The following is a 25,721-nucleotide window of genomic DNA, read 5'->3' as shown; positions in this document are numbered from 1 at the left end:
CGAAAGTTGTTGTGTCATTTATAAATGACACGCCGAGCCGGCAGGGAGCGCCCCGTGAACGAATCGCACCGCATCGAGGAGTTGCTGCTGGCCGCCCTGCAGGGCGCCGAAGGGCCGGGCCACCCGCCGCGGCTGGCCGCGGCGGTGCGCCATGCCGTGCTGCCCGGCGGCGCCCGCGTGCGGCCACGGCTGGTGCTGGCGGTGGCCGCCGCCTGCGGCAACGACGAGCCGGCCCTGGCCGGTGCGGCCGCGGTGGCCATCGAGCTGCTGCACTGTGCCTCGCTGGTGCACGACGACCTGCCTTGCTTCGACGACGCGCCGCTGCGCCGCGGACTGCCCAGCGTGCACCGCGCCTTCGGTGAGCGGCTGGCCGTGCTGGCGGGTGATGCCTTGATCGTGCGGGCCTTCCAGGTGCTGGCCGAGGTGCGCTGCAGCCGGCCCACCCGCGTGCCGCCGGTGCTGGCCACGGTGGCGGCCGGTGTCGGCATGCCGGGCGGCATCTGCGCCGGCCAGGCCTGGGAATGCGAGCCGCAGGTGTCGCTGGCGCAGTACCAGCGGGCCAAGACGGGCGCGCTCTTCGGCGCCGCCACCGCGGCGGGTGCGCAAGCCGCGGGCGCCGAGCCGGCGGCCTGGCGCGCCTTCGGCGAATGCCTGGGCGAGGCCTATCAGGTGGCCGACGATGTGCGCGACGTGGCCGCCGACCCCAGCTTGCTGGGCAAGCCCATCGGCCGCGACCTGGCCCTGGGCCGGCCCAGCGTGGCCCGCCGCGATGGCGTGGCCGGTGCGATCGATCGCTTTCGCGAGCTGATCGCCGCCGCCTCGCAGGCGGTGCCCGAATGCCGTGGCGCTGACAAGTTGCGGGCGCTGGTGCGGCTGGAAAGCGAACGCCTGGTGCCCAGCGCCTTGTGCGCGGAATGGATGGCTTCGGCTGCCTGAAGCCCAACGCCCCATCTGCATGCCGCCTTCTTCACCCGCTGCCCGCCCGCCTGCCGTGGGCGCGACCGATGACACCCGCCTGTGGCGCCGCTGGCAGGCCCGCTGGCAGCACTGGCGCGACGGCTGCTTGGCCAGCCCGGGCTTCCAGCGCTGGGCGGCGGCCAACCCGTTGACGCGGCCGATCGCCCGCCGCCGGGCGCAGCAGTTGTTCGACCTGATGGCCGGCTTCGTCTATTCGCAGGTGCTGCTGGCCTGCGTGCGGCTGCGCGCCTTCGACCTGCTGGCCGCCGGCCCGCAGCCGCTGGCCGCGCTGGCCGCCACCTGGCGCCTGCCCGAGCCGGCCGCCGCCCGGCTGCTGGACGCGGCGGTGGCGCTGCGCCTGCTGGAACAGCGCGGCGCCAGCGGCTACGGCCTGGGCCCGCTGGGCGCGCCGATGGTGGGCAACGCCGGCCTGGCCGCGATGGTGGAACACCATGCTGCGCTGTATGCCGACCTGCACGACCCGCTGGCGCTGCTGCGCCGCGGCGCGGCCGGGGAGGGCAGGGCGGCCAGCCTGAACGGCGTGAATGGCGGGAACGGCGAGAGCGGGCCGAACGGCCAACCTGGCATGCAGGCCGCGCTGGCCGGCTACTGGCCTTATGCCGACACCGGCGACGCCCGCGGCCTGTCGGCCGAGCAGGTGGCGGCCTATTCGGCGTTGATGGCCGCTTCGCAGCCGTTGGTGGCGGGCGAGATCCTCGACGCCCATGACTTCAGCCGCCACCGCTGCGTGCTGGACGTGGCCGGCGGCGATGGCAGCTTTCTGGCCAGCGTGCATGCCCGCCATCCGCAGCTGCAACTGGTGCTGTTCGACCTGCCCGCGGTGGTGGCGCGGCCCAGCCCGCGCCTGCCGGCCAGCGCGCAGCGGGTGGGCGGCGACTTCCGGCTGCAGCCGCTGCCGCGCGGCGCCGACTTGCTGACCCTGGTGCGCGTGGTGCACGACCACGACGACGCCACCGTGCAGGCCCTGCTGCGCGCCGCCTTCGAGGCGCTGACACCCGGTGGCCGGCTGCTGCTGGCCGAGCCCATGGCCGGCACCCCTGGCGCGCAGGCCATGGGCGATGCGTACTTCGGCCTCTACCTGCTGGCCATGGGGCGCGGCCGGCCGCGCACGGCCGGGCAGCTCACCACCTTGCTGCAGGCCGCCGGCTTCACCGGCGTGCGGCGGCTGCGCACGCGGCTGCCACTGCAATGCAGCATCCTCGTTGGGTGTAAATCTTAGTTGACACTCGATCACTGAGGCGTATCCTGACACTCATGGCATCCGCAGTTCACCCCACCTCCCACACCCGTGCAGGCTCCCGCGCGGCGGGCCTGCACAGCCTGGCCGTGGTGTTGGAAGAACCTGGCCGGCTTTCGCTGAACGACCTGCCGCTGGTGGAGCCCACCGACGCCGACGTGGTGGTCGACGTGGAATGGAGCGGCATCAGCACCGGCACCGAACGCCTGCTGTGGACCGGCCGCATGCCGGCCTTCCCCGGCATGGGCTACCCGCTGGTGCCGGGTTATGAATCCGTGGGCCGTGTGGTGCGCGCCGGACCGGCCGCCGGCCTGCAGGTGGGTGAACGGGTGTTCGTGCCCGGCGCCCGCTGCTTCGGCGACGTGCGCGGCCTCTTCGGTGGCGCCGCGGCCTGCCTGGTGGTGCCGGGTGCCCGCGCACTGCCGGTGGCCGAGCACCTGGGCGAACAGGCGGTGCTGATGGCGCTGGCCGCCACGGCCTACCACTCGGTGGCCGGCGGCGGCAAGCGCGACCCCATCGTGGCGCCCGACCTCATCGTCGGCCACGGCGTGCTGGGCCGCTTGCTGGCCCGCATGACGGTGGCCGCCGGCCTGCCGCCGCCCACCGTGTGGGAGCGTGAGCCCGGCCGCTGCGGTGGCGGCGAAGGCTACCCGGTGATGCACCCCGACGACGACCCGCGCCGCGACTACCGCGCGATCTACGACGTGAGCGGTGACGCCGGGATCATCGACACGCTGGTCATGCGCCTGGCGCCGGGCGGCGAGATCGTGCTGGCCGGCTTCTACAGCCAGCCGCTTCAGTTTGCATTTGCACCCGCCTTCATGCGCGAGGTGCAGATCCGCTGCGCCGCCGAGTGGCAGCGGCCCGATCTGCTGGCGGTCAAGGAGCTGGTGGAAACCGGCCGTGTCTCGCTGGACGGCCTGATCACCCACCACGAGCTGGCCGCCCATGCCGCGGGCGCCTACGCCACGGCCTTTGGCGACAGCGCCTGCCTCAAGATGGTCCTGGACTGGAGACACCACGCATGAACGCCGACCCGGTCAACAAGCCCGAAACGCAGATCATTGCCATCTATGGCAAGGGTGGCATCGGCAAGAGCTTCACCCTGGCCAACCTCAGCTACATGATGGCCCAGCAGGGCAAGAAGGTGCTGCTGATCGGTTGCGATCCGAAGAGCGACACCACCAGCTTGCTGTTTGGTGGCAAGGCCTGCCCCACCATCATCGAGACCAGCAGCAAGAAGAAGCTGGCCGGCGAGGCGGTGGCCATCGGCGACGTGTGCTTCAAGCGCGACGGCGTTTACGCGATGGAGCTGGGCGGGCCCGAAGTGGGCCGCGGCTGCGGCGGCCGCGGGATCATCCACGGCTTCGAGACGCTGGAAAAGCTCGGCTTCCACGAGTGGGGCTTCGACTACGTGCTGCTGGACTTCCTGGGCGACGTGGTGTGCGGCGGCTTCGGCCTGCCGATCGCCCGCGACATGTGCCAGAAGGTCATCGTGGTGGCCAGCAACGACCTGCAAAGCCTGTACGTGGCCAACAACGTGTGCAGCGCGGTGGAGTACTTCCGCAAGCTGGGCGGCAACGTGGGCGTGGCCGGCATGGTCATCAACAAGGACGACGGCACCGGCGAGGCTGCGGCCTTCGCCGACAAGGCCGGCATCCCGGTGCTGGCGGCGATTCCCGCCAACGAGGACATCCGCCGCAAGAGCGCCAGCTACGAGATCATCGGCCGCCCCGGCACCGCCTGGGCGCCGCTCTTCGAGACCCTGGCCATCAACGTGGGTGAGGCGCCGCCGGTGCGGCCCAAGCCGCAGACGCAGGACGAGCTGCTGAGCCTGTTCTCGGCCGACAGCGTGGGTCGCGACGTGGTGCTGCAGCCCGCCACCGAAGCCGACATGACCGGCCAGACGCTGGTGGTGCGGCCTTCGCTCGAAGTGATCTACGACGCGGCCTGAGCCATGAGCTGCCACTCCACCGCCGACATGCAGGTCGCCGCGCAGGCGGCCGGCAAGGCCGAGATCCTGCAGCGCTACGCGGCCGACTATCCCGTGGACCGCAAGACCGGCCCGCATGGCCAGCCGCAGAGCATGTGCCCGGCCTTCGGCTCGCTGCGCGTGGGCCTGCGCATGCGGCGCACCGCCACCATCCTCAGCGGCTCGGCCTGCTGCGTCTACGGCCTCACCTTCACCTCTCACTTCTACGGCGCGCGCCGCAGCGTGGGCTACGTGCCCTTCAACAGCGAGACGCTGGTCACCGGCCAGTTGTTCGAGGACATCCGCCGCGCGGTGCATGAGCAGGCCGATCCCGCCAAGCTGGACGCCATCGTCGTCATCAACCTGTGCGTGCCCACCGCCAGCGGCGTGCCGCTGCAGCTGCTGCCCAAGCAGATCGACGGTGTGCGCATCATCGGCATCGACGTGCCCGGCTTCGGCGTGCCCACCCATGCCGAGGCCAAGGACGTGCTGGCCGGCGCGATGCTGAAGTTCGCCCGCCACGAGGCCGAAGCCGGCCCGGTGGCCGCGCCGCGCGGCGGCGTGGAAGAGCGCCCCACCGTCAGCCTGATGGGCGAGATGTTCCCGGCCGACCCGGTGGGCATCGGCATGATGCTGGCGCCCATGGGCCTGGCCGCCGGCCCGGTGGTACCCACCCGCGAATGGCGCGAGCTGTATGCGGCGCTGGACTGCAGCGTGGTGGCCGCGATCCATCCCTTCTACACCGCCAGCCTGCGGGAGTTCCAGGCCGCCGGCCGGCCCATCGTCGGCTCCGCCCCGGTGGGGGTGGACGGCACCGAGGCCTGGCTGCAGGCCGTGGGCCGCACCGTGGGCGTGGCCCAGCCGTTGATCGACAGCGCGGTGCAGCGGGTGCTGCCCGCCATCAAGGGGGCGCTGGCGCGCATGCCCATCCGCGGCCGCATCACCGTCAGCGGCTATGAAGGCAGCGAGCTGCTGGTGGCGCGGCTGCTGATCGAGAGCGGCGCTGAAGTGCCTTACGTGGGCACCGCCTGCCCCGCCACACCGTGGAGCGAGCCCGACCGCCAATGGCTGGAGGCGCGCGGCGTGCACGTGCAGTACCGCGCCAGCCTGGAGCAGGACTTGTACGCCATGCAGCACGCCAGGCCCGACCTGGCCATCGGCACCACGCCGGTGGTGCAGGCGGCCAAGCAGGCCTGCACACCGGCGCTGTACTTCACCAACCTCATCTCGGCGCGGCCTTTGATGGGCCCGGCCGGTGCCGGCTCGCTGGCGCAGGTGGTCAACGCGGCCATCGCCAACCGCGGCCGCTTCACGCAGATGAAGGACTTCTTCGGCAGCACCGGCCAGGGCGACAACGCCGGCGTCTGGGAAAACACGCCGAAGCCCAACACCGCCTTCCGCGCCGACACCCGCCGCCGCGTGATCAAGCTGAAGGTGGCGCAGGAGCAGATGGGATGAGCTTCATCATTGACCATGACCGCGCGGGCGGCTACTGGGGGGCGGTGTATGTCTTCACCGCCATCAAGGGCCTGCAGGTGGTGATCGACGGCCCGGTGGGCTGCGAGAACCTGCCGGTGACCAGCGTGCTGCACTACACCGACGCGCTGCCGCCCCATGAGCTGCCCATCGTCGTCACCGGCCTGGCCGAAGAGCAGCTGGGCCGCGAAGGCACCGAAGGCGCGATGAAGCGCGCCCATGCCACGCTGGACCCCGACCTGCCCAGCGTGGTGGTCACCGGCAGCATCGCCGAGATGATCGGCGGCGGCGTGACGCCCGAAGGCACCACGCTGCAGCGCTTTTTGCCGCGCACCATCGACGAAGACCAGTGGCAGTGCGCCAACCGCGCGCTGTACTGGCTGTGGCAGCAGTACGGCCTGCGCAAGGTGCCCGAGCGTGTGCGCGAGCCGGGCGACAAGCCGCGTGTCAACCTCATCGGCCCCAGCTACGGCATGTTCAACGGCCCCAGCGATCTGGCCGAGATCCGCCGCCTGGTGCAGGGCATCGGCTGCGAAGTGAACATGGTGTTTCCGCTGGGCAGCCACCTGGCCGACGTGTCGCGGCTGGTGGAAGCCGACGTCAACATCTGCCTGTACCGCGAGTACGGCCGGCTGCTGTGCGAGCACCTGGAGCGGCCCTACCTGCAGGCGCCCATCGGCATGCATTCCACCACCGCCTTCCTGCGCGAGCTGGGGCGGCTCACCGGGCTGGACCCGGAGCCCTTCATCGAGCGCGAGAAGCACACCACGCTCAAGCCCATCTGGGACCTGTGGCGCTCGGTCACGCAGGACTTCTTCGGCACCGCCAGCTTCGCGGTGGTGGCCGGCGAGACCTATGCGCGCGGCATCCGCCACTACCTGGAAGACGAGCTGGGCCTGCCCTGCCAGTTCTCGGTGGCGCGCAAGCCGGGCAGCAAGACCGACAACGCCGAGGTGCGCCGCCTGCTGCATGCGCAGCCGCCGCTGGTGATGTTCGGCTCGTACAACGAGCGCATGTACCTGGCCGAGGCCGGCAGCGCACGCCCCGGCCCGCGGCCCAGCTGGATCGCCGCCTCCTTCCCCGGCGCGGTGATCCGCCGCGCCACCGGCACGCCGTACATGGGTTATGCCGGCGCCACCTGGCTGCTGCAGGAGTACTGCAACGCGCTGTTCGATGCGCTGTTCCACGTGCTGCCGCTGGGCACCGAGATGGACGCCGTGCCCGCCACCCCCGCGCGTGAACGCAGCACCCTGGCCTGGGACGAAGACGCCCGCCAGCAGCTGGAATCGCTGGTCGAGGCGCAGCCGGTGCTGGTGCGCATCTCCGCCGCCAAGGCCCTGCGCGACGCGGCCGAGAACGCTGCACGCCGCGCCGGCCGCACCAGTGTCGGCCTGGCCGACCTGCCGGCCGCCGCCGGTGCGCAGGCGGTGCCCTCATGAACGCTTGCGTCTGCCTCGCTCCGCCCGGCATGGGCAGCCTTTGCCGCGCGGGCTTTTGCGCGGTGCCGGTCGCAAGACCACCGGCCGCAAGGCCATAGATCGAAGGACCCCTCCCTATGCTTGATCCTAGAAGCGGCTCGCTTTCCGGCCTGACAGAACAGGAAGCGAAGGAATTCCACGGCGTGTTCATGACGAGCTTCGTCGGGTTCACCGCCGTGGCCATCGTGGCCCACATCCTCGTGTGGATGTGGCGGCCGTGGCTGTAGCCACAGCGCACTGACGAGAGGGTTGCCATGACCGACCTCACCCACCACCACGCACTGCCCACGGCAGCGCCTGCCCGGGATTCGCTGGCCACGGCCGGCGTGTTCATCGCAGGCTTTGCCGTGCTGCTGATGTTCGCCTTGCTGGCGCAGCTGCTCATGCTGCCCTGGCGGGCCTGGCTGCCGGGCGCCGAGGGCGAGCCTTCGCTGCTCGGCGCGGTGAGGGCGGCCGTCTACACCTTCATGTCCTACCTCGACTGATAGGAGGCCCCACCATGTGGCGTATCTGGCTTTTGTTCGATCCCCGGCGCGCGCTGGTCGCACTGTTCGTGTTCCTGTTCGTGCTGGCGCTGTTGATCCATTTCATCCTGCTGTCCACCAACAAGTTCAACTGGCTCGACGGGCCGGTGAAGGCGGTGGCGACGCAGAACTCGGCCATGCCGGCCGCAACACCACCGGCGCGCTAGCGCCGCAGCGCAGGCAGGCCCCGCGGCGCGGCTGCGGCACCTGCCTGCTCCTTCTGTCCACGACGTCCTGGCGAAAGGATGCCCCATGGCCATGCTGAGCTTCGAAAGAAAGTACCGGGTCCGCGGCGGCACGCTGATCGGCGGCGACCTGTTCGACTTCTGGGTCGGCCCCTTCTGGGTCGGCTTCTTCGGTGTCACCACTGCGTTCTTCTCGCTGGTGGGCACCTTGCTGATCATCTGGGGTGCCTCGCAGGGGCCCACCTGGAACCTCTGGCAGATCAACATCGCGCCGCCCGACCTCAAATACGGTCTGGGCATGGCCCCGCTGATGGAAGGCGGGCTGTGGCAGCTGATCACCGTGTGCGCCATCGGTGCCTTCGTCTCCTGGGCACTGCGCGAGGTGGAGATCTGCCGCAAGCTGGGCATCGGCTACCACGTGCCGGTGGCCTTCGGCTTCGCCATCCTGGCCTACGTCACGCTGGTGGTGGTGCGGCCGGTGCTGCTGGGCGCCTGGGGCCACGGCTTCCCGTACGGGATCATCAGCCACCTGGACTGGGTGTCCAACACCGGCTACCAGTACCTGCACTTCCACTACAACCCGGCGCACATGCTGGCGGTGAGCTTCTTCTTCGCCACCACCTTCGCGCTCAGCCTGCACGGTGCGCTCATCCTGTCGTCCACCAACCCCGCCAAGGGTGAGCCGGTGAAGACGGCAGAACACGAGAACACCTTCTTCCGCGACGCCATCGGCTACTCCATCGGCACCCTGGGCATCCACCGGCTGGGGCTGTTCCTGGCCCTGTCGGCGGGCTTCTGGAGTGCGGTGTGCATCGTCATCAGCGGGCCCTTCTGGACCCGCGGCTGGCCCGAGTGGTGGACCTGGTGGCTCAACCTGCCGGTGTGGCGTTGAAGGAGACCTGGCATGGCCGAATATCAAAACCTCTTCACCCGCGTGCAGGTGGCCGGCGCTTCGTACCCCGGCATCTCGCTGGGCCGCGACGACCATGAGCGTGACAGCGGCAGCACGCATTCGCACTGGCTGGGCAAGCTGGGCGATGCGCAGCTGGGGCCCATCTACCTGGGCTGGCTGGGCATCGCTTCGCTGATCTTCGGCTTCGCGGCCTTCGAGATCATCGGGCTCAACATGTGGGCCAGCGTGGGCTGGGACCCGATCCAGTTCGTGCGCCAGCTGCCCTGGCTGGCGCTGGAGCCGCCACCGCCGGCCTACGGCCTCACGCTGCCGCCGCTCAACCAGGGCGGCTGGTGGCTGCTGGCGGGGCTTTGCATGACCATCTCGGTGCTGCTGTGGTGGGCCCGCATGTACCGCAGGGCGCGGGCGCTGGGCATGGGCACGCACGTGGCCTGGGCCTTTGCCGCCGCCATCTGGCTGATGCTGGTGCTGGGCATCATCCGCCCGGTGCTGATGGGCTCCTTCGGTGAGGCGGTGCCCTTCGGCCTGTTCCCGCACCTGGACTGGACGGCCGCCTTCTCGCTGCGCTACGGCAACCTGTTCTACAACCCGTTCCACATGCTGTCGATCGCGTTCCTGTACGGCGCGACGCTGCTGTTCGCGATGCACGGCGCCACCATCCTGGCGGTCAGCCGCTTCGGCGGCGAGCGTGAGATCGAGCAGATCACCGACCGCGGCACCGCCAGCGAACGGGCGGCCCTGTTCTGGCGCTGGACCATGGGCTTCAACGCGACGATGGAATCCATCCACCGCTGGGCCTGGTGGTTCGCGGTGCTGTGCCCGCTGACCGGCGGCATCGGCATCCTGCTCACCGGCACGGTGGTGGACAACTGGTTCCTGTGGGCGGTCAAGCACGGCGTGGCGCCCTCGTATCCGCAAGTCTTCGCACCGGTGGCCGATCCGGCCCTGCTGCTGCAAGGGGTCAAGCCATGAAGCACATTGCAAGCACGGCCGCGGTGCTGGCCGCCAGCCTGCTGGTGGCCGGCTGCGAACGGCCGCCGGTGGACACGGTGCAGACCGGCTACCGCGGCACCGGCATGGAGCAGGTGTACAACCCGCGCCTGCTGGCCAAGGACGCGGCGCTGAACACCGCGCCCGAGGCGCCACCGCCCGCCTCGCCCGACGGGCCCAAGGCCTCGCAGGTGTTCCAGAACGTCAAGGTGCTGGGCGACCTGAGCATCGGCGAGTTCACCCGCACGATGACCGCCATCACCCAGTGGGTGTCGCCCGAGCAGGGCTGCGTGTACTGCCACGATGGCGCCAACCTGGCCAGCGACGCCAAGTACACCAAGGTGGTGGCGCGCCGCATGCTGCAGATGACGCAGCACATCAACACCGACTGGAAGACCCACGTCGCCGGTACCGGCGTCACCTGCTACAGCTGCCACCGCGGCAACCCGGTGCCCAGCAAGACCTGGTTCGAGCCGCTGGCGCCGGCCAGCTCGCGCAGCCTGCTGGGCAACAGCGCGGGCCAGAACGCTGCGGCGCCCGAGGCTGTCTGGGCTTCATTGCCCAACGACCCGTTCTCGCCCTTCCTGCAGCATGCCGAGAACATCCGCGTCATCGGCAACAGCGCGCTGCCCGACGGCAACCGCCAGTCCACCAAGCAGGCCGAGTGGACCTACGGGCTGATGATGCACATGAGCCAGTCGCTGGGCGTCAACTGCACCTTCTGCCACAACTCGCGTTCGTTCGGCCAGTGGGACCAGAGCTCGCCGCAGCGGGCCACGGCCTACTACGGCATCCGCATGGTGCGCGACCTCAACGTCTCGTGGCTGGAGCCGCTGACCGACACCTTCCCGCTCGAGCGGCTGGGCCCCAACCACGACGTGGCCAAGATCAACTGCGCCACCTGCCACCAGGGCGCCTACAAGCCGCTGTACGGCGCGCAGATGATGAAGGACTACCCCGCGCTGATGATGCCGCCGCAAGCCGCGGCCGCCGCCTCGGCCGCGATGTCGTCGGCCACGCCCGACGACGGGCAGGGCAGCCTGCGCCGCCTGGCGGCGCTGATGGGGGGCGCCAGCCCGGCGCCGGAGGGGGCGCGCTGAGGCCACCCGGCCGGTGACGCGGGCGGGTGTGCCGGCTGATCACCCGACCCGCCGGCCGCAAGGTCGGCCACGGCCTCTTGCAGGTCAGGGCCTGATCTGCAGGCGTGTCCGGATACGACTGACAGGATGGTGGGCGCATTCGGTTACGCTGGGCGTTTTGCGCTTCAGATCACTACAAGGGCTTCCCCGCCTGTCAAGCGAAACTGATCCGTTGAATCACGCCAGTGATTCAATCTGGGTCATACGGCTGAATAAAAGACTCCACCACGCGCTATTGCGGCGGGCGTTGATGCAGGATGCGCAGGGTGCGGACGGAAGAAACTACAAGCGGTCACTGTGCAGCACGGCATGCCGGCTGCGGACCCTGATGGAAGAAGCGCATGGGCGACCCATTCGTTAGCCGAGTTTGTCGGGCCATTGCTGGCGCGCCAGAGGCTCCTTGAGCTAAACGGTCACTGCCCATGCCGGGCCAACCTGTGCACATCAACGAGTGCCATCACGCAGTGGAGGAAACCGGGCTGCGGCTCAGGGCGGGGCCGCAGCAAACTGATGGGTGTAGGCCGGGGACTGGTGTCTGGGTGTCATGTCGGCGCCCCCGCTCAGGCCGCCAGCTTGAAGGCTTCGCCCTTGGTCAGCACCGCCCAGGCCAGGCGAGCGTTCTTCGCGGCGATGGCCACCACCGCCTTCCAGTAGCCGCGCCGCTGCTCGACGGCCAGCGCCCAGCGGCTGATGCCGTCGGTCTTGTTCTTCGCCGCGTTGAGCACTGCCCGAGCACCCATCACCAGCAAGCTGCGCAGGTACGGATCACCGGCCTTGGTGATGCGCCCCAGGCGCGCCTTGCCGCCGGAGCTGTACTGCCCCGGCACCAGCCCGATCCAGGCCGCAAACTGCCGTCCGCAACTGAACTCCGTGGCATTGCCCACCATGGCCACCAGCGCCGTGGCCGTGGCTTGGCCAATGCCCATCAACTGCATCAACTGCTGCGCGGGCGTGCTCTGCCGGGCCATGGCGTGCACATGCCGGTCGTACTGGGCAATGCGCTCGTCCAGGTGCGCCACCTCGCTGAGCAAGTCGCCGATGACCAGGTTGGCGTAGCCGGGCAGGTCCTCCAGGTGCTCGCGGGCCTGGCGGCGCACCACCTCGGCCTTCAGCGGCAGCACGATGCCGAACTCACAGAGCAGGCCGCGGATGCGGTTGATGCAGGCCGTGCGCTCGGTGACGAAGCCCTGCCGCGCGCGGTGCACCATCAGCTGTGCCTGCTGCTCCTCGGTCTTGATCGGAACGAAGCGCATGTTGGGTCGCTGCATCGCCTCGCAGATCGCAGCCGCGTCGGCCGCGTCGTTCTTGCCCCGCTTGCCGCTCATGCGGTAGGGCGTGACCAGCTTCGGCGCCATCAGGCGCACGGTGTGGCCGTGCGCCTGAAACTGCCGCGCCCAGTGGTGCGCTCCAGAGCACGCCTCCATACCGATGACACCCGGCGGCAGTGCAGCGATCAGCGCTTGCAGCTTGCTGCGCGCCACCTTCGGCTCACGCAGTTGCACCACCCCAGTGGCGTTCACGCCGTGCACCGCAAAGACGTTCTTCGCCAGATCGATACCCGTGGCAATAATGGTCATGGGCCTTCCCCTTCCAGGTGAGTTGATGAGAGTTCGCACTTCCCATCTTGGCGCCGTTACTCGACGCTTCGCACTGCGGATCACTCAAGGCGGGGAAGGCCCTTCCATTCGTTAGGGCCCACAGATGCAACGACGTAGCCTCATCGGTGCAACTGCACTCCTTTCGATCGCGGCCCTTGCGCCATTACGTCTCTCAGCAGCGGGGATGAACACGATCGATATTGGTCCTTGGTCATTTAGAGCACCCTCGGACTGGAAGAAGGTTGAAGGCGTCAACGGCATTCCATATCTCGAATCGAAAGATGGAACCAAGGGCTGCTATATAAAGGCGCTCACCCTTGGCCGAACCTATAGCAGCGCGACAGAAGCGGCCGCCTATCTTCAGGGCGTTCACGAGCGCAACTTCGTCGCGGACCCCAAGGCGAAATGGGAGGTCAAGCAACGCTCCGCTTCAACCGCTGGCGCCACAGCGAGTTCGATTCTTGATCTCCTGGACGCCTCCAGCAACTATCGAGTACTCAGCGTCGTGGTTGCGGCACCCGATGCAGCCGTACAACTCACTCTCCACGACTACGCTTGCGAAGACTACCGAGCATCAGTCCAAGCGTTCGAACCTGTTGCCACTTCAATCCGTGGCCCAAGAAGTGGGGCCTAACCCTTCTACAGGGACTCCCCTCTCGGTCAACGGTTTGAATTGATTCCGGATTCGGTTCCGCCCAGCAGTCGCGGCGCGCAGTGACATCGCCGACAAGGAACAGACTGCACACCCACAGGCGGGCTTGTTTTCGGTCAATGCCGACGCCCCAGATACGAACCGCTCGGCAGTGCCCCATTCGCTCGTCGGGCATCGCGCCCTTGAGGGCTACCGGGTTTGGCTGCCGCCGGTCTGACCTGTGGTGCTATCTGCGCTTTGCGTCTGCGGGTGGGAACGAATCGTTCAGAGCGCCGGCCGCTGGCTCAATGCGCAGTGCGGCGCCGGTGCCTCGGGAACATGGTTCGGATTGAATCGGCCATCCCGGGTCAGCACGGCCGACAGGATGCGCGCATGCTTGTTGGCCAGCGCCACCACGGCCTTCTGCCAGCCGACCCGTTCTTTCAATTGCACCAGCCACGGGCTGATGCGGTCGGATCGTTTGGCGGCGGTCATCACCGCCGACTTCGCGCCCTGGATCAACAGCGTTCGCAGGTAGTCATCGCCTCGGGGCTTTGCGGGTAGACCAAACCGAACTCGGCCAGCACGCCGCGGATGCGGTTGATCAGCGCGGTGCGCTCGGCCTTGTAGGCCTCACGCACGCGGTGCACGCTGAGCTGGCCCTGCTGCTCGGCCTTCTTCACAGGCACGAAGCGCATGTGCGGTCGGCACGCGGCCTCGCAGATCGCGGCCGCGTCGTTGGCATCGTTGTTCCCGCCCCTGCCAGCCATGTGGTATGGGGGTGACGAAGTGACCGGCGATCAGCCTCGCATCCAGACCCAGAAGGCACAAGCGCCGCGCTACGTGGTGCGCGCCACCGCAGGCTTCCATCGCCACAAGGCAGCCGGCGGGCAATTCGGCGCACCAAGCGGAGAACCGATCCGGCGACAGCGCTTTGACCAACACTACCCGGCCCCACCTGTCGACCGTGTGCACCTGGAACATCCGCTTGGACAGATCGACCCCAAGCCGCACCACTTCTCGCGCCACCGCGCTGCGTGTAACCTCCGTCATGACTTTCTCTTTCCGATCAGATCGCCTTTCACAAGTCAATCTTGGTACCTCGATACCGTTGCTGGAGTGGGGAAGTCCCTTCTATTCGTTGCAGGCGACCTTGCGCGCAAAGCCGCGCAAGGCGCCTGAGCTTAAAAGTTAGGCGTCACCAAAAACTACCGCGGCGGTTTCAATGCCAGGAACAGCAGACTTCATCAAAGCCGACTTTCCCGGAACACTGTTTCCGATGAAGACGAATCTCCTCGTACTGGAGCATTACGAGACTGAGCTTGCCGAATACATCGGGACGCGCGTGCTCTCAGACGATCATCCCGGCGACAACTTTCTGCCGCAGCAAAGAGTTCACGCGACGAAGCCGCGAGGGCATCTTCGCCGTACAGTCAAGCTTGATCCGGTCGCCGAGTACTTTCTCTACGACACGGTGTACAGGAATCGGGCAATCTTCCGGCCCCAGGTTGGCCCGACGCGGCAAAGCTTCGGCTACCGCTTCAAAGATGGCGCTCACATTCCCGTGCACGCCGCGTACACGGCGTACAAGGCCAGCTTGGCTGAACACGCCGCAGCTTTCGGCCATCGCCTACAGTTTGATATCGCGTCTTACTTCAATACGCTATATCACCACGACATTGCTCACTGGTTTGCCGCAAGTCCTGGCGTATCGGAGTCAGACGCCAATGCGGTCGGTAAGTTTTTTCGCGAGATCAATGCAGGACGCAGCGTTGACTTCCTGCCACACGGAATCTATCCCGCGAAGATGATCGGGAACGAGTTTCTCAAACTTATAGATTTGTCGGGTACCTTAAAGTCCGCTGTGATCACACGATTCATGGATGACTTCAACCTTTTCGACAATGATCAGTCTGTTCTCCGACAGGACTTCTTCCGCATCCAGCACTTGCTTGGCCAGTACGGCCTAAACGTAAACCCCAGCAAGACCCACTTCGACAAGTCTGTTGGCAACGTAGAAGAAGCCCTCTCCAAGATTCACGAGTCACTGATCGAAATCGTTGAGGGCGTCGAGCAAGTCGAAGGAGCGTCCGGGGTGGATTTTGTCGAGACCGAGGAAGAAATCGTTTCTGGCCTATCTGCCGAACAAGTTACCTCACTACTTGGTCTTCTGCGAGACGACGCTCTGGAAGAGGCTGACGCCGACCTCATTCTTGGGTTCTTGCGCTCACACAGCGACGACATCCTTGACCACCTTCCCACTCTGCTCCAGCGCTTCCCAAACCTGATCAAGCACATGTATGCGCTGTGCTCCACGGTCACAGATAAGCCGGCGCTTTCAGCAGTCTTGCTCGAGTATCTCAAGACTGAGTCGTACTTCGTCGAGTATCAACTCTTTTGGGTTGCATGCCTTGTTGAGGACCACCTGATGGGAGCCGGCTGTTATGGTGATGTGCTCTTGAGGCTCTACGAACTAACGCAAGACTTCCGAATCGCTCGCGCCAAAGTACTCGAGATTCCTGAGCAAGGTTTCGGACTCAAGGAGATCCGAGGCGAGTACCTGAAGACGGGTCAATCAGACTGGCTATCGTGGGCGTCGGCGTCCGGCACACGAACGCTAAAAAAGGCTGAGCGCAACTACGCACTGGACTACTTCTCGAAGGGCTCGCCGCTAAATCTCATCATCGCTGAGAGCGTAAAGCGCGCATAGCACAGTGACGCCTCTCTAGAAACTCCCCATAAGTGCCTGACGCGTAAGGGGTTATTCGACCCGTCTGCGCCGCACGCTCGGTGGGCACCGGCTTCATGCCCAAATGCCGCGCGCTTATTGAGGTGTTCAGCGCTCGCTGCCGATGGCGTTCTGCGTAGTAGGCCTAGCCTTGATCGGCGTATTCCTCGCCCTGGGTCAGCATGGTCTAGGGCAACCGCGCCAGGTTGTGCGCAGCCGCTGTCACCGCCTTGGGCTCGTCCATGCGGGCGCACTGGCGGCAGAAGTACGTACCCGGCGAGCAACTCAGTGGCTCAGCGTAGCCTCAAACCGCATAACAGCTCTGCCGCGGCGGGGATGGGCCGCGGCGGGCTGCGCTTCTAAGCTGCCCGCATGGCTGGCCACAGCCGCGGAGACCGCTTGCCCATGAACGACCTGACCCAGCTGCGTGTGCACATCGAGGCGCACGTGGCCACCCTGACCCTGGATGCGCCGCCCGTCAATGCGCTGACGCGTACCCTCAACGACGAACTGACGCTGGCGCTGGACCGCATCAGCGAGCTGGACGAGGTGCGCGCCGTGGTGCTCACCGGCGCCGGCAAGGTGTTTTGCGCCGGTGCCGACCTGAAGGGCCGCGCCGAGAACATCAAGGGCCCCGGCGACCTGCCGGCCCATTCGCGCCGCACGCGCGAGTGCTTTCACGCCATCCGCGAATGCGCCAAGCCGGTGGTGTGCGCCCTCAACGGCGCGGCGCTGGGCTCGGGCCTGGCGATGGCCGCTTCCAGCGACATCCTGCTGTGCAGCGAGACGGCCAGCCTGGGCCTGCCCGAGGTGGACGTGGGCCTGCTGGGCGGCGCCCGCCATGCGATGCGCCTCTTCAGCCATTCGCGCCTGCGGCGCATGGCGCTCACCGGCGTGCGCGTGACGGGGCCCGAGCTGTACCGCCTGGGCGTGGTGGAAGCCTGCGTGCCGCCGGCCGAGCTGATGGCCGCGGCGATGGAGATCGCCGCCACCATCGCCAGCAAGAGCCCGGTGAGCACCCGCCTGGGCAAGCACACGCTGAACGTGATCGAGGACATGAGCCTGCGCGACGGTTACCGCTACGAGCAGGACATGACCGCCGCCATCGGCAAGACTGACGACGCCCGTGAAGCCCAGGCCGCCTTCCGCGAAAAGCGCGCCCCGGTGTTCACCGGCCGCTGAAGGGGTAGGCACTTGTCTAGTCAAGATCAAGCCACGCCCGACCGCAGCGGGCCGCTGTCGCACGTGAAGGTGCTGGACCTCAGCCGCATCCTGGCCGCGCCCTGGGCTGGACAGATCCTGGCCGACCTGGGCGCCGAGGTCATCAAGGTGGAACGGCCCGGCGCCGGCGACGACACCCGCGCCTGGGGCCCGCCCTTCTTGAAAGACGCCGAGGGCCGCGACACGAAGGAAGCCGGCTACTACCTGGCCGTCAACCGCGGCAAGCGCTCCATCACCCTGAGCCTGGACAAGCCCGAGGGCCAGCGCATCGTGCGCGAGCTGGCGATGGAATGCGACATCGTGCTGGAGAACTACAAGGCCGGCACGCTGGCGCGCTACGGGCTGGACGAAGCTTCGCTGCGCGCGATCAACCCGCGGCTGATCTATTGCTCGGTCACCGGCTTCGGCCAGACCGGCCCGCGCCGCGACCAGCCGGCCTATGACTTTCTGATCCAGGCCATGGGCGGACTGATGAGCGTGACCGGCGAACGCGACGGCCTGCCCGGCGGCGGCCCGCAGAAGGTGGGCGTGCCCATCGTCGACCTGATGACCGGCATGTACGCGGCGGTGGCGGTGCTGGCTGCGCTGGCGCGGCGCGACCGCACCGGCCGGGGCGACGCCATCGACATCGGCATGCTGGACGTGCAGGTGGCGGCACTGGCCAACCAGGCGATGAACTATCTGGTCTCGGGCAAGGTGCCGCGGCGCAACGGCAATGCCCACCCCAACATCCAGCCGCAGGACGTGTACGCCTGCGCCGATGGCGATGTGATTTTGGTGGTGGGCAACGACGGCCAGTTCCGCAAGCTGTGCGAAGTGCTGGGCCAGCCCGCCTGGGCAGCCGACGAACGCTATGCCACCAATGCCCAGCGCGTGCGCCACATCGGCGAGCTGGCGCCGATGCTGCGCCAAGCGTTTGCCGGCTGGCAGCGTGAGGCGCTGATCGCCGCGCTGGACGCAGCCGGCGTGCCCTGCGGCGCCATCAATTCGGTGGCCGAGGTATTCCGCGACCCGCAGGTGGTGGCGCGCGGCCTGCTGCGCCATGTGCCGCACCCGACGGGCGTGGACGTGCCGCAGGTGGGCAGCCCGATGCGCTTTGCCGAGGCGCAGCTGCAGGTGCCGGCGGCGCCGCCGCTGCTGGGCCAGCACAGCGACGACATCCTGGCCGGCCTGGGCTATGGCGCCGAGGCCGTGGCCGCGCTGCGGCGCGAAGGCGTTGTCGGATGATGGCGGCCATGACCTCCAAGATGAAGCTGCATTGGTCCCCCAAGTCGCCTTATGTGCGCAAGGTGATGGTGTGCGCCCATGAGCTGGGCCTGCTGCCGCAGATCGAGCGCGTGCGCTCGGTGGCCGCGATGCTCAAGCCCAACCCGGCCATCATGGCCGACAACCCGCTGAGCAAGATCCCGACCCTGGTGCTGCCCGACGGCCGCACGCTGTTCGATTCGCCGGTGATCTGCGAATACCTCGACGCCCTGGCCGGCGGCGGCCGGCTGTTTCCGTCCGCGGGCGATGAACGCTGGCAGGCGCTGCGCTGGCAAGCCCTGGGCGACGGCCTGCTGGACGCGCTGATCCTGTGGCGCAACGAGCGCGAGCGTGAGCTGCCGCTGGCGGCGTTGCTGGAGGCGTTTGAGCAGAAGACGCGGGCGACATTGGCGCTGCTGGAGCACGAGAGCAGCGCGCTGGCCGTGGCGCCTTGGGGCATCGGGCAGATCACCGTGGCTTGTGCGCTGGGTTATCTGGACTTTCGCTTCGGCGACCTGGGCTGGCGGGCGCTGGCGCCGCGGTTGGCGGGGTGGGAGGCGGAAGTCGCGGCGCGGGAAGCGTTTCGGGCGACGCTGCCGGAGTTGGGGGATTGAGCCGGGCCGGCTGAGCGCACGCTGGTGTGGCCGGTCGCTAACCCAGGATGCGGTGAGCCATTTCAGGCAGCACGATGTGCCGCAGCACACGCAAGAGTGTGAGTTGCTGGGCGGCTTCTTCGGCGGAGGGCTGAGCGCCGGGCTGCTGTTCACTCACGTCACTGGCCAGGGGTTCCCTTCGCTTGGGCGCAGGGCCACTTGGTGGGGTGGTCGGCGCCTCCAGTTGCTCCAGCAGCCTGGCTTCGTTCGGGTAGTGCCGGGCATAAATGGCATCAAAGGCACCCACCGTGCGCATGACCACATCTCTTGCGTTCCGCTGCGCGACTGACCGGTGCACGCCCATGGCGACCGCCGCGGCCAGCACGGCTTCATGACTCACTTGGTCAAAGCGAGTGACCTCCTCCGAAAGCCGAATCGCCAGTCGCACGGCGGGCCAGTGGCCCGCTTCTTCTGCAATGGCTTGCGTGTGGTAGACGCCGGTGGCCAACATGTCGTAATGCGGCGCGGGGTCGATGCGCCCCGGTGACACCAGGAACGACAGGTTCTTCAAATGGCAGTCGTCATTGCCCACGAGCAGGTTGAACACCAGCCACCTGAACAGCGTGATGGGCGTTGTCAACTGGTTGGTGCAAGCCTGGCTGATGTCATGCAGAACCTCTGGGCCTACCCCGTACTTGAAGATGCGGGACTTGTTGAGGAGCTGGCAAGCATCGATGACGTGCAGGCGCTCGACAACCGGTGGCGTTACGGCAGTGTCAGGGGACAAGGTGGCGGCCTCTACGCGCCGGTCAAACCGCTCGATGGCATAGACGGGCTGCGGTACCCGGAGCAAGCTCACCGCTGGCACCTTCAACTGGGCCTCGGCCGCCAGCGTCATCGTGAGCCATTCCAGGTAGGCCGAGGCGGGGAAGGTCTGCTGCTCGGGGTGGTCCGGCTTGAGGATGTGAGTCGACGGCGTGGAACCAACGGGCTCGTAGACGTCCTGCCCTTTGAGGACCGCCAGCATCTTGTGCTGTGCACCGGCCAGAGACATTCGTTTGGGGGCCTGTCGTGTCAAGGCCGTACGAGGCAGCGCTTGTATGCGCTGACTCAGGTCGCGGCAGGCAAGGCGTTGCAGGTCCGCGTCATCCGGCAGGGCCTGGCCAACAGGCAGCAGCGTCAATGACCCTGCGGATTCGGCGCCCAGGTATTCGAGCAGGGCGAACGCGTCATCACCGCTGCGCAATTGGGCGTCGGCGGCGATGAGTTCTCGCAGCTTTTCCTCTGGCAGGAGATTGTCGAAGTACCACTGCACCGGTCGCGTTGTCGCACCGTCCTGATGAAGCAGTTGACTGCGAGGAAGCGCCGGCGACAGGTCAAAGCCGTTGTCGCTGTTGGCCCAATCTGGCAGGTACTCCAGCGTCCAGAGGTCGTTGTGCTCGTGCAGCGTTCCTACCTTCCTTTGGTTGACGAAGATGTTGAGTCTGCGGCCTTCTTTCGGCAGCGCGCTGGTCGGCTCAGTCATCTGCGTCGGCTGAAGAGGGGTCGCTCTTGCTCGACGAGCCTTGTGCATCGCGAGCGGTCTTGCGCTGCTCGGCGGCCATCAACCGCTTTTGGTAGTCGAGGGTGTCTTCAGGGGCCATTTCCATCGTGACCTTGACACCCAGGCGTTGCAGCAAGTCCAGCACCTTGCCCATCTGCACGGTGGCCTTGCCGTTTTCCAGGTCAGTGAGGAACTGCTTGCTTACCCCCGCGGTCAACGCAAAGTCGTCGATGCGGATGCCCGCCCGCTTCCTCAGCGTACGGATGGCAATGCCGGCCTGGAGGACGGAGATGAGCGGAACGTTCATGCAGATTCCTGTGTGCATAGGAATTCTAAGGAAAACAGCGTTGCCGATCCAGGGTTTCCTACGAAAGCAGGAATATGGTTGCTGAGCATACGCCGGGACGAGAGAATTCCTGGCATCGCAGGAAGACGCGATATTCAGAAGCGGCGCATCTCCGGGCCCCCAAGAGCGAAGGAACGCACCGCTATGCCGCGGCGAGCGTGGGCGTCGTCCCTGATGCGTGATGTACGATGTTGTGCATCATCTTCGGGAGCGCTGCCGTGCGTACAACCCTCGCCATCGATGACGACATCCTGGCTGCAGCCAAGCACCTCGCCGAGCGTGAACACAAAAGCGTCGGAGAAGTGATCTCGAGCCTTGCACGTCTGGGGCTGAGCCGCAGCACGCGTGGCAGCAAGACAGAGCGCAACGGAATCCCGCTCCTTCCGAGCCGGAAGGCGGCCGTGCCGGTGACGCTGGAGTTGGTCAATCAACTGCGCGACGAACAGCCGTGATCCGTTACCTGCTGGATGTGAACGTCCTCATTGCGCTCATCGATCCGGCGCACGTTCAGCACGATGAGGTTCACGAGTGGTTCGGAAAGGTCGGGCACAAGGCGTTCGCAACCTGCCCCATCACCGAGAACGGCCTGCTGCGAATCGTCGGGCATCCGAAATACCCCAACTGCCCCGGACCTCCGAGCGCGGTAGCGGACGCCTTGTCGGCCATTCGCGGTTTGCCTGGCCATGCCTTCTGGCCGGACAGCATCAGCCTCGTCCAAAGCGACCTGGTCGACCCGGCCCTTCTCTCCAGCCACAGCCGCGTCACCGACAGCTACCTGCTCGCGCTGGCGAGGGCGAACAAGGGCAAGCTGGCGACGATGGACCACAAGTTGGCCACCGAGGTCGTGGCCGCTGGCAAGACTGCGCTGGCCCTGCTGTAGCGTCGATGCCTCCTGCCGGCAACGCCGCCACGTTTTGCGTGGAAGAGAGCCCCGAGCCGGCTCCGAGCGGGGTACTGTGGCAAGCCATGCCCTGAACCAGTCTGACCGAGGCTCCTATGTCAAGCAACCTTGAAGTCCTCCAGGCAGAAGTGCTCCGTCTGTCTCCGGCCGATCGAGCTTGCTTGCTTGATCGGCTCGTCGCCAGTCTGGACGTGGACGCCAACGTCGAGGCCACCTGGGACGCCGTCGCGGACCAACGCGAACAGGAGCTCGACGCCGGTGCGGTGGCGGGCGTGCCGCTCGAGCCTGCCATCGCACGGCTCATCTTTCCGCCGAGAAGCTGCTCAGGTGCACAAGGCCGGGTGATGAGGGGCATGCGGACAGCGGCTGCGCAGCACCGACAGCTCTCCGACAGGCTTTCGCAACCTTCAGCAACTGACCTTTGTTGCAGTGCCGCATCGGCGGCGCTAGAGTGCCTGCACCCCAACTTCGGAACACCACCCGTGGACAGTGACAGTTGCCCGCCCAGGCGGCACTCGTCCGGCACGGTGGCTTAGCGCCTGACGCGCTGCGCCGCCTTCGCCGGACCTTCATCCGGCGGAAGGCGGCACTTCCGGCCCAGCCCTGGGCCGGGTTCCGCATTCCGCGCTGACTGATCAATCAACCTCGGCCCCACGCAGGGCCGTGGATGGCCGCGCCTGTGCCTTGGTGGGATGGGCGGCGGCCGAGGGAGCAGACCATGGCCATCGCCACCCTTCAAGCGCTCTTTGCGGGCTTCATCCATTCGCGCGGCATCGGCCGCCACTTCCGCCGGCTGCTGATGCTGGAAGGCCTGCGCGAGGCCAGCCGCGGCCAGGCCTTGCCGCCCGCACTGGGCCCGACGCTGGCCCGTGCCGCCACTGAACCGCCTGCCGCGCTGCTGGCGCGCCTGGGTTCGCAGGCCGACGGTCTGAGCGCCTCGCAGGCCGAGGCCATCCGGGAACGGGTCGGCCCCAACGTGGTGGAGCAGGACAAGGCGCCGCCCTGGTGGCTGCACCTGTGGCACTGCTACCGCACGCCCTTCGACCTGCTGCTCACGCTGCTGGCCATCGTCAGCTACGTCACCGAGGACATGAAGGCCACCACCGTCATCGGTTCGATGGTGGTGCTGTCGGTGGCCATCCGCTTCGTGCAGGAGCGCAAGTCCAACAAGGCCGCCGACCAGCTCAAGGCCATGGTCAGCAACACCGCCACCGTGCTGCGCCAGGCCAAGGTGGAGCTGCCGATCGCCGAGCTGGTGCCGGGCGACGTGCTGCTGCTGTCGGCCGGCGACATGATCCCGGCCGACTGCCGGTTGCTGTCGGCCAAGGACTTGTTCGTCGCGCAGGCGGCGATGACCGGTGAATCGCTACCGGTGGAGAAGTTCGCCGCCCACCGTGGCACCGACACGGCCAACCCGCTGGACCTGGAGAACATCGTCTTCATGGGCACCAACGTGGTCTCGGGCTCGGCCACCGCGGTGGTGGTGGGCACCGGCGGCACCACCTACTTCGGCGCGCTCGCCCAGCGCGTCACCGCCACCGACCGCACGGTCACGCAGTTCCAGGCCGGCGTCAACCAGGTGGCCTGGCTGCTCATCCGCTTCATGTTCGTGATGGCGCCGCTGGTGCTGTTCATCAACGGCTTCACCAAGGGCGACTGGACCGAGGCTTTCCTCTTCGCCATGTCCATCGCCGTCGGCCTGACGCCCGAGATGCTGCCGATGATCGTCACCTCCACGCTGGCCAAGGGCGCGGTGCTGCTGTCGCGGCGCAAGGTCATCGTCAAGCGGCTGGACGCCATCCAGAACTTCGGTGCGATGGACGTGCTGTGCACCGACAAGACCGGCACGCTGACGCAGGACCGCATCTTCCTTTCGCGCCACACCGACATCTGGGGCGATGACTCGGACGAGGTGCTGGAGGCCGCCTACCTCAACAGCCACTACCAGACCGGCCTGAAGAACCTGCTTGACGTGGCGGTGCTGGAGCACACCGAGGTGGCCCGTGCGCTGGCGCCAGCCGCCAACTTCCGCAAGGTGGACGAGATCCCGTTCGACTTCCAGCGCCGCCGCATGTCGGTGGTGGTGGCCGAGAACGACGACCACCACCGCCTGATCTGCAAGGGCGCGGTGGAAGAGATCCTGGACGTGTGCCAGCAGGCCCGCCACGGCAGCGTGGACGAACCGCTGACCGACGAGCTGCTGGCCCGCGTGCGCCGCGTGACGGCCGCGCTCAACGACGACGGCCTGCGCGTGGTGGCCGTGGCCGCCAAGGACCTGCCGCCCACGCAGCAGGCCTACGGCGTGGCCGACGAATCGGGGCTGACGCTGATCGGCTACGTGGCCTTCCTCGATCCGCCGAAGTCTTCCACCCGGCCGGCGCTGCAGGCCCTGGCCGACCATGGCGTGAAGGTGAAGGTACTGACTGGCGACAACGAGCGGGTGACGGCCAAGATCTGCCGCGAGGTGGGCCTGCACGACGAAGCCACGGTGCTGGGCTCCGACGTGGAGCGCATGAGCGATGCCGAGCTGGCGCAGGCGGTGGAGGCGCATGCCATCTTTGCCAAGCTGACGCCGGCCCACAAGGAACGCATCGTGCGCACGCTCAAGGCCAATGGCCATGTGGTGGGCTTCATGGGTGACGGCATCAACGATGCGCCGGCCCTGCGTGCGGCCGACATCGGCATCTCGGTGGATTCGGCGGTGGACATCGCCAAGGAGGCGGCCGACATCATCCTGCTGGAAAAGAGCCTGATGGTGCTGGAAGAGGGCGTGGTGGAAGGGCGCAAGACCTTCGCCAACATGCTCAAGTACATCAAGATGACGGCCAGCTCCAACTTCGGCAACGTGTTCTCGGTGCTGGTGGCCAGCGCCTTCATCCCGTTCCTGCCGATGCTGCCGATGCACCTGCTGGTGCAGAACCTGCTGTACGACTTCTCGCAGGTGGCCATCCCGTTCGACAACGTCGACCCCGAGCTGGTGGCCCAGCCGCAGCAGTGGAATCCGGCGGACATCGGTCGCTTCATGCTGTTCCTCGGGCCGGTGAGCTCGGTGTTCGACATCATCACCTTCATGGTGATGGCCTGGGTGTTCAAGGCCAGCACGCCCGAGCACCAGACGCTGTTCCAGTCGGGCTGGTTCGTCGAAGGGCTGATGACGCAGACCCTGGTGGTGCACATGATCCGCACCCGCCGCATCCCGTTCCTGCAAAGCCGGCCGGGGGGCGCCTTGATGGCGATGACGCTGATCATCATGGCCATCGGCATCTTCCTGCCCATGGGCCCGCTGGCGCACTACTTCAAGCTGCAGGCGCTGCCGTGGACCTACTTCCCCATCCTGGCGCTCATCCTGCTGGGCTACATGGGGCTCACGCAGGCGATGAAGGCCTTTTACAGCCGGCGCTTCGGCTGGCAGTGAGGGGCCGGCTGCCCCACGCACGGCGGCGCTGCTGTCCTACAGCCGCCGGCGTGGGCGCCCGACGCGTGGCGCACCGGGCCGGACCTAGAGTGACCCCAAGCCGATCGATACACGGTCGGTGCGAATCACACCACTGAAGGAGCAAGACATGAACAAGCCCACCATCGCCCGCATCATCGCCGCCGCCGCCTTGGCCGGCACCTTCGGCCTGGCCCAGGCCCAAGGCTCCGCCACCGCCGTGCCCGGCACCACCAACAACCAGCTGAGCAGCGGCGCCCACGCCGACACCGCCAACGGCATGACCGCGGCCGACGGCCATGCGATGGACAAGAACAAGCACGGCAAGGCCATGCGTGAGAAGGCCGGCAAGCCCACCACGATGAACAGCAATACCAACCCGATGGGCACGGGCACCAAGGAAAACAACGGCACCTACCAGACGAACAGCACCTCGGGTTCGTCGTCGGGCATGTCGTCCACCAAGGGCAGCACGACGACCATGGGCAGCACCACGAACAACAGCAACACCAACCCGCGTGGCACCGGCACCATGGAAAACAACGGCACCCAGCCGACCACGGGCGGCACGAAGTAATCCAGACCTGATC

Annotated in this window: 25 protein-coding genes and 1 pseudogene; 22 read left to right on the top strand and 4 right to left on the bottom strand. The window is 67.2% G+C overall.

The genetic code is table 11. The annotated features are described in order from the left end of the window. Positions 1-54: 54 nt before the first annotated feature. From MW290_RS02535 to pufC, 12 genes are all read left to right on the top strand, one after another. A complete protein-coding gene (locus MW290_RS02535) occupies positions 55-936 on the top strand; it encodes a polyprenyl synthetase family protein (RefSeq protein WP_250195752.1) in 882 nt (293 codons plus the stop codon). 19 nt (positions 937-955) lie between these two features. Continuing rightward, entirely contained in the window at positions 956-2,197 is a 1,242-nt protein-coding gene (locus MW290_RS02530; protein WP_250195751.1) for a methyltransferase, read from the top strand. A gap of 35 nt (positions 2,198-2,232) precedes the next feature. Then, entirely contained in the window at positions 2,233-3,243 is a 1,011-nt protein-coding gene (gene bchC, locus MW290_RS02525) for a chlorophyll synthesis pathway protein BchC (protein WP_250195750.1), read from the top strand. Further along, positions 3,240-4,169: a chlorophyllide a reductase iron protein subunit X gene (locus MW290_RS02520; RefSeq protein ID WP_250195749.1), complete on the top strand. Its 930-nt coding sequence runs from the start codon at positions 3,240-3,242 to the stop codon at positions 4,167-4,169. The genes bchC and MW290_RS02520 overlap by 4 nt, the downstream gene beginning before the upstream one ends. Positions 4,170-4,172: 3 nt before the next feature. Continuing rightward, positions 4,173-5,645 (top strand): chlorophyllide a reductase subunit Y, encoded by a 1,473-nt coding sequence (gene bchY / locus MW290_RS02515; RefSeq protein WP_250195748.1) that lies wholly within the window; start codon positions 4,173-4,175, stop codon positions 5,643-5,645. Next, positions 5,642-7,102 carry a chlorophyllide a reductase subunit Z gene (gene bchZ / locus MW290_RS02510; RefSeq protein WP_250195747.1) on the top strand — a complete coding sequence of 487 codons (1,461 nt, stop codon included), beginning with the start codon at positions 5,642-5,644 and terminating at the stop codon, positions 7,100-7,102. Before bchY ends, bchZ begins: the two co-directional genes overlap by 4 nt. A 116-nt stretch (positions 7,103-7,218) precedes the next feature. After that, positions 7,219-7,368, top strand: a complete 150-nt coding sequence (gene pufB, locus MW290_RS02505; RefSeq protein ID WP_046114938.1) for a light-harvesting antenna LH1, beta subunit — start codon at positions 7,219-7,221, stop codon at positions 7,366-7,368. Between the two features lie 27 nt (positions 7,369-7,395). After that, positions 7,396-7,626: a hypothetical protein gene (locus MW290_RS02500; protein WP_250195746.1), complete on the top strand. Its 231-nt coding sequence runs from the start codon at positions 7,396-7,398 to the stop codon at positions 7,624-7,626. Between the two features lie 14 nt (positions 7,627-7,640). Continuing rightward, entirely contained in the window at positions 7,641-7,832 is a 192-nt protein-coding gene (gene pufA, locus MW290_RS02495) for a light-harvesting antenna LH1, alpha subunit (protein WP_250195745.1), read from the top strand. A gap of 85 nt (positions 7,833-7,917) precedes the next feature. Next, positions 7,918-8,742, top strand: coding sequence for a photosynthetic reaction center subunit L (pufL, locus tag MW290_RS02490; RefSeq protein ID WP_250195744.1), 825 nt, complete (start codon positions 7,918-7,920; stop codon positions 8,740-8,742). 12 nt (positions 8,743-8,754) lie between these two features. Next, complete coding sequence (gene pufM / locus MW290_RS02485; protein WP_250195743.1) at positions 8,755-9,735, top strand: photosynthetic reaction center subunit M; 981 nt, start codon at positions 8,755-8,757, stop codon at positions 9,733-9,735. Continuing rightward, positions 9,732-10,853 carry a photosynthetic reaction center cytochrome PufC gene (gene pufC / locus MW290_RS02480; protein WP_250195742.1) on the top strand — a complete coding sequence of 374 codons (1,122 nt, stop codon included), beginning with the start codon at positions 9,732-9,734 and terminating at the stop codon, positions 10,851-10,853. The genes pufM and pufC overlap by 4 nt, the downstream gene beginning before the upstream one ends. A 599-nt stretch (positions 10,854-11,452) precedes the next feature. Here the strand turns inward: pufC and MW290_RS02475 are convergent. Continuing rightward, complete coding sequence (locus tag MW290_RS02475) at positions 11,453-12,469, bottom strand: IS110 family RNA-guided transposase (RefSeq protein WP_250195741.1); 1,017 nt, start codon at positions 12,467-12,469, stop codon at positions 11,453-11,455. Between the two features lie 205 nt (positions 12,470-12,674). Between MW290_RS02475 and MW290_RS02470 the strand changes: the two genes are divergently transcribed. Next, the gene (locus tag MW290_RS02470) at positions 12,675-13,124 is read left to right on the top strand and encodes a hypothetical protein (RefSeq protein ID WP_250195740.1); all 450 of its coding nucleotides are present in this window, start codon (positions 12,675-12,677) and stop codon (positions 13,122-13,124) included. Between the two features lie 282 nt (positions 13,125-13,406). Here the strand turns inward: MW290_RS02470 and MW290_RS02465 are convergent. Beyond that, a pseudogene (locus tag MW290_RS02465) lies at positions 13,407-14,174 on the bottom strand (IS110 family transposase). A 172-nt stretch (positions 14,175-14,346) separates the two neighbouring features. Between MW290_RS02465 and drt5 the strand changes: the two are divergent. From drt5 to MW290_RS02445, 4 genes are all read left to right on the top strand, one after another. After that, positions 14,347-15,831 (top strand): antiviral reverse transcriptase Drt5, encoded by a 1,485-nt coding sequence (gene drt5, locus MW290_RS02460; RefSeq protein WP_310740087.1) that lies wholly within the window; start codon positions 14,347-14,349, stop codon positions 15,829-15,831. A gap of 423 nt (positions 15,832-16,254) precedes the next feature. Continuing rightward, complete coding sequence (locus MW290_RS02455; RefSeq protein WP_250195738.1) at positions 16,255-17,031, top strand: enoyl-CoA hydratase/isomerase family protein; 777 nt, start codon at positions 16,255-16,257, stop codon at positions 17,029-17,031. 12 nt (positions 17,032-17,043) lie between these two features. After that, positions 17,044-18,297: a CaiB/BaiF CoA transferase family protein gene (locus MW290_RS02450; protein ID WP_250195737.1), complete on the top strand. Its 1,254-nt coding sequence runs from the start codon at positions 17,044-17,046 to the stop codon at positions 18,295-18,297. Between the two features lie 8 nt (positions 18,298-18,305). Then, positions 18,306-18,929, top strand: coding sequence for a glutathione S-transferase family protein (locus MW290_RS02445; protein ID WP_250195736.1), 624 nt, complete (start codon positions 18,306-18,308; stop codon positions 18,927-18,929). A 37-nt stretch (positions 18,930-18,966) separates the two neighbouring features. Here the strand turns inward: MW290_RS02445 and MW290_RS02440 are convergent, their stop codons facing one another. Both MW290_RS02440 and MW290_RS02435 read right to left on the bottom strand, forming a co-directional pair. Continuing rightward, positions 18,967-20,433, bottom strand: coding sequence for a HipA domain-containing protein (locus MW290_RS02440; RefSeq protein WP_250195735.1), 1,467 nt, complete (start codon positions 20,431-20,433; stop codon positions 18,967-18,969). Then, positions 20,426-20,758: a helix-turn-helix domain-containing protein gene (locus MW290_RS02435; protein WP_250195734.1), complete on the bottom strand. Its 333-nt coding sequence runs from the start codon at positions 20,756-20,758 to the stop codon at positions 20,426-20,428. Before MW290_RS02435 ends, MW290_RS02440 begins: the two co-directional genes overlap by 8 nt. 257 nt (positions 20,759-21,015) lie before the next feature. Here MW290_RS02435 and MW290_RS02430 point away from each other — a divergent pair, with 257 nt between their 5' ends. The 5 genes from MW290_RS02430 to MW290_RS02410 all read left to right on the top strand — a co-directional run bounded on the left by MW290_RS02430 (position 21,016) and on the right by MW290_RS02410 (position 25,708). Continuing rightward, the gene (locus MW290_RS02430) at positions 21,016-21,249 is read left to right on the top strand and encodes a CopG family transcriptional regulator (RefSeq protein WP_250195733.1); all 234 of its coding nucleotides are present in this window, start codon (positions 21,016-21,018) and stop codon (positions 21,247-21,249) included. After that, positions 21,246-21,677 carry a TA system VapC family ribonuclease toxin gene (locus MW290_RS02425; RefSeq protein WP_250195732.1) on the top strand — a complete coding sequence of 144 codons (432 nt, stop codon included), beginning with the start codon at positions 21,246-21,248 and terminating at the stop codon, positions 21,675-21,677. The genes MW290_RS02430 and MW290_RS02425 overlap by 4 nt, the downstream gene beginning before the upstream one ends. A 116-nt stretch (positions 21,678-21,793) precedes the next feature. Next, positions 21,794-22,234: an addiction module protein gene (locus MW290_RS02420; protein WP_250195731.1), complete on the top strand. Its 441-nt coding sequence runs from the start codon at positions 21,794-21,796 to the stop codon at positions 22,232-22,234. Between the two features lie 182 nt (positions 22,235-22,416). After that, entirely contained in the window at positions 22,417-25,113 is a 2,697-nt protein-coding gene (mgtA, locus tag MW290_RS02415) for a magnesium-translocating P-type ATPase (protein ID WP_250195730.1), read from the top strand. A gap of 148 nt (positions 25,114-25,261) precedes the next feature. Then, on the top strand, positions 25,262-25,708 hold the full coding sequence (locus MW290_RS02410; RefSeq protein ID WP_250195729.1) for a hypothetical protein: 447 nt from the start codon (positions 25,262-25,264) through the stop codon (positions 25,706-25,708). Positions 25,709-25,721 lie beyond the last annotated feature (13 nt).

The sequence above is a fragment of the Aquincola tertiaricarbonis genome (assembly GCF_023573145.1).
Lineage (GTDB): Bacteria > Pseudomonadota > Gammaproteobacteria > Burkholderiales > Burkholderiaceae_C > Aquincola > Aquincola tertiaricarbonis_B.
The sequence above is the reverse complement of the archived record's forward strand: the minus strand, read 5'-3'. Positions and strand labels throughout refer to the sequence as shown.

What these genes read in the sequence shown, in the direction of transcription:
- MW290_RS02530 (WP_250195751.1), top strand. Translation starts at nt 956, where the DNA reads ATGCCGCCTTCTTCACCCGCTGCCCGCCCGCCTGCCGTGGGCGCGACC.
- bchC (WP_250195750.1), top strand. Translation starts at nt 2,233, where the DNA reads ATGGCATCCGCAGTTCACCCCACCTCCCACACCCGTGCAGGCTCCCGC.
- MW290_RS02520 (WP_250195749.1), top strand. Translation starts at nt 3,240, where the DNA reads ATGAACGCCGACCCGGTCAACAAGCCCGAAACGCAGATCATTGCCATC.
- bchY (WP_250195748.1), top strand. Translation starts at nt 4,173, where the DNA reads ATGAGCTGCCACTCCACCGCCGACATGCAGGTCGCCGCGCAGGCGGCC.
- bchZ (WP_250195747.1), top strand. Translation starts at nt 5,642, where the DNA reads ATGAGCTTCATCATTGACCATGACCGCGCGGGCGGCTACTGGGGGGCG.
- pufB (WP_046114938.1), top strand. Translation starts at nt 7,219, where the DNA reads ATGCTTGATCCTAGAAGCGGCTCGCTTTCCGGCCTGACAGAACAGGAA.
- MW290_RS02500 (WP_250195746.1), top strand. Translation starts at nt 7,396, where the DNA reads ATGACCGACCTCACCCACCACCACGCACTGCCCACGGCAGCGCCTGCC.
- pufA (WP_250195745.1), top strand. Translation starts at nt 7,641, where the DNA reads ATGTGGCGTATCTGGCTTTTGTTCGATCCCCGGCGCGCGCTGGTCGCA.
- pufL (WP_250195744.1), top strand. Translation starts at nt 7,918, where the DNA reads ATGGCCATGCTGAGCTTCGAAAGAAAGTACCGGGTCCGCGGCGGCACG.
- pufM (WP_250195743.1), top strand. Translation starts at nt 8,755, where the DNA reads ATGGCCGAATATCAAAACCTCTTCACCCGCGTGCAGGTGGCCGGCGCT.
- pufC (WP_250195742.1), top strand. Translation starts at nt 9,732, where the DNA reads ATGAAGCACATTGCAAGCACGGCCGCGGTGCTGGCCGCCAGCCTGCTG.
- MW290_RS02475 (WP_250195741.1), bottom strand. Translation starts at nt 12,469, where the DNA reads ATGACCATTATTGCCACGGGTATCGATCTGGCGAAGAACGTCTTTGCG.
- MW290_RS02470 (WP_250195740.1), top strand. Translation starts at nt 12,675, where the DNA reads ATGAACACGATCGATATTGGTCCTTGGTCATTTAGAGCACCCTCGGAC.
- drt5 (WP_310740087.1), top strand. Translation starts at nt 14,347, where the DNA reads ATGCCAGGAACAGCAGACTTCATCAAAGCCGACTTTCCCGGAACACTG.
- MW290_RS02455 (WP_250195738.1), top strand. Translation starts at nt 16,255, where the DNA reads ATGAACGACCTGACCCAGCTGCGTGTGCACATCGAGGCGCACGTGGCC.
- MW290_RS02445 (WP_250195736.1), top strand. Translation starts at nt 18,306, where the DNA reads ATGACCTCCAAGATGAAGCTGCATTGGTCCCCCAAGTCGCCTTATGTG.
- MW290_RS02440 (WP_250195735.1), bottom strand. Translation starts at nt 20,433, where the DNA reads ATGACTGAGCCGACCAGCGCGCTGCCGAAAGAAGGCCGCAGACTCAAC.
- MW290_RS02435 (WP_250195734.1), bottom strand. Translation starts at nt 20,758, where the DNA reads ATGAACGTTCCGCTCATCTCCGTCCTCCAGGCCGGCATTGCCATCCGT.
- MW290_RS02420 (WP_250195731.1), top strand. Translation starts at nt 21,794, where the DNA reads ATGTCAAGCAACCTTGAAGTCCTCCAGGCAGAAGTGCTCCGTCTGTCT.
- mgtA (WP_250195730.1), top strand. Translation starts at nt 22,417, where the DNA reads ATGGCCATCGCCACCCTTCAAGCGCTCTTTGCGGGCTTCATCCATTCG.
- MW290_RS02410 (WP_250195729.1), top strand. Translation starts at nt 25,262, where the DNA reads ATGAACAAGCCCACCATCGCCCGCATCATCGCCGCCGCCGCCTTGGCC.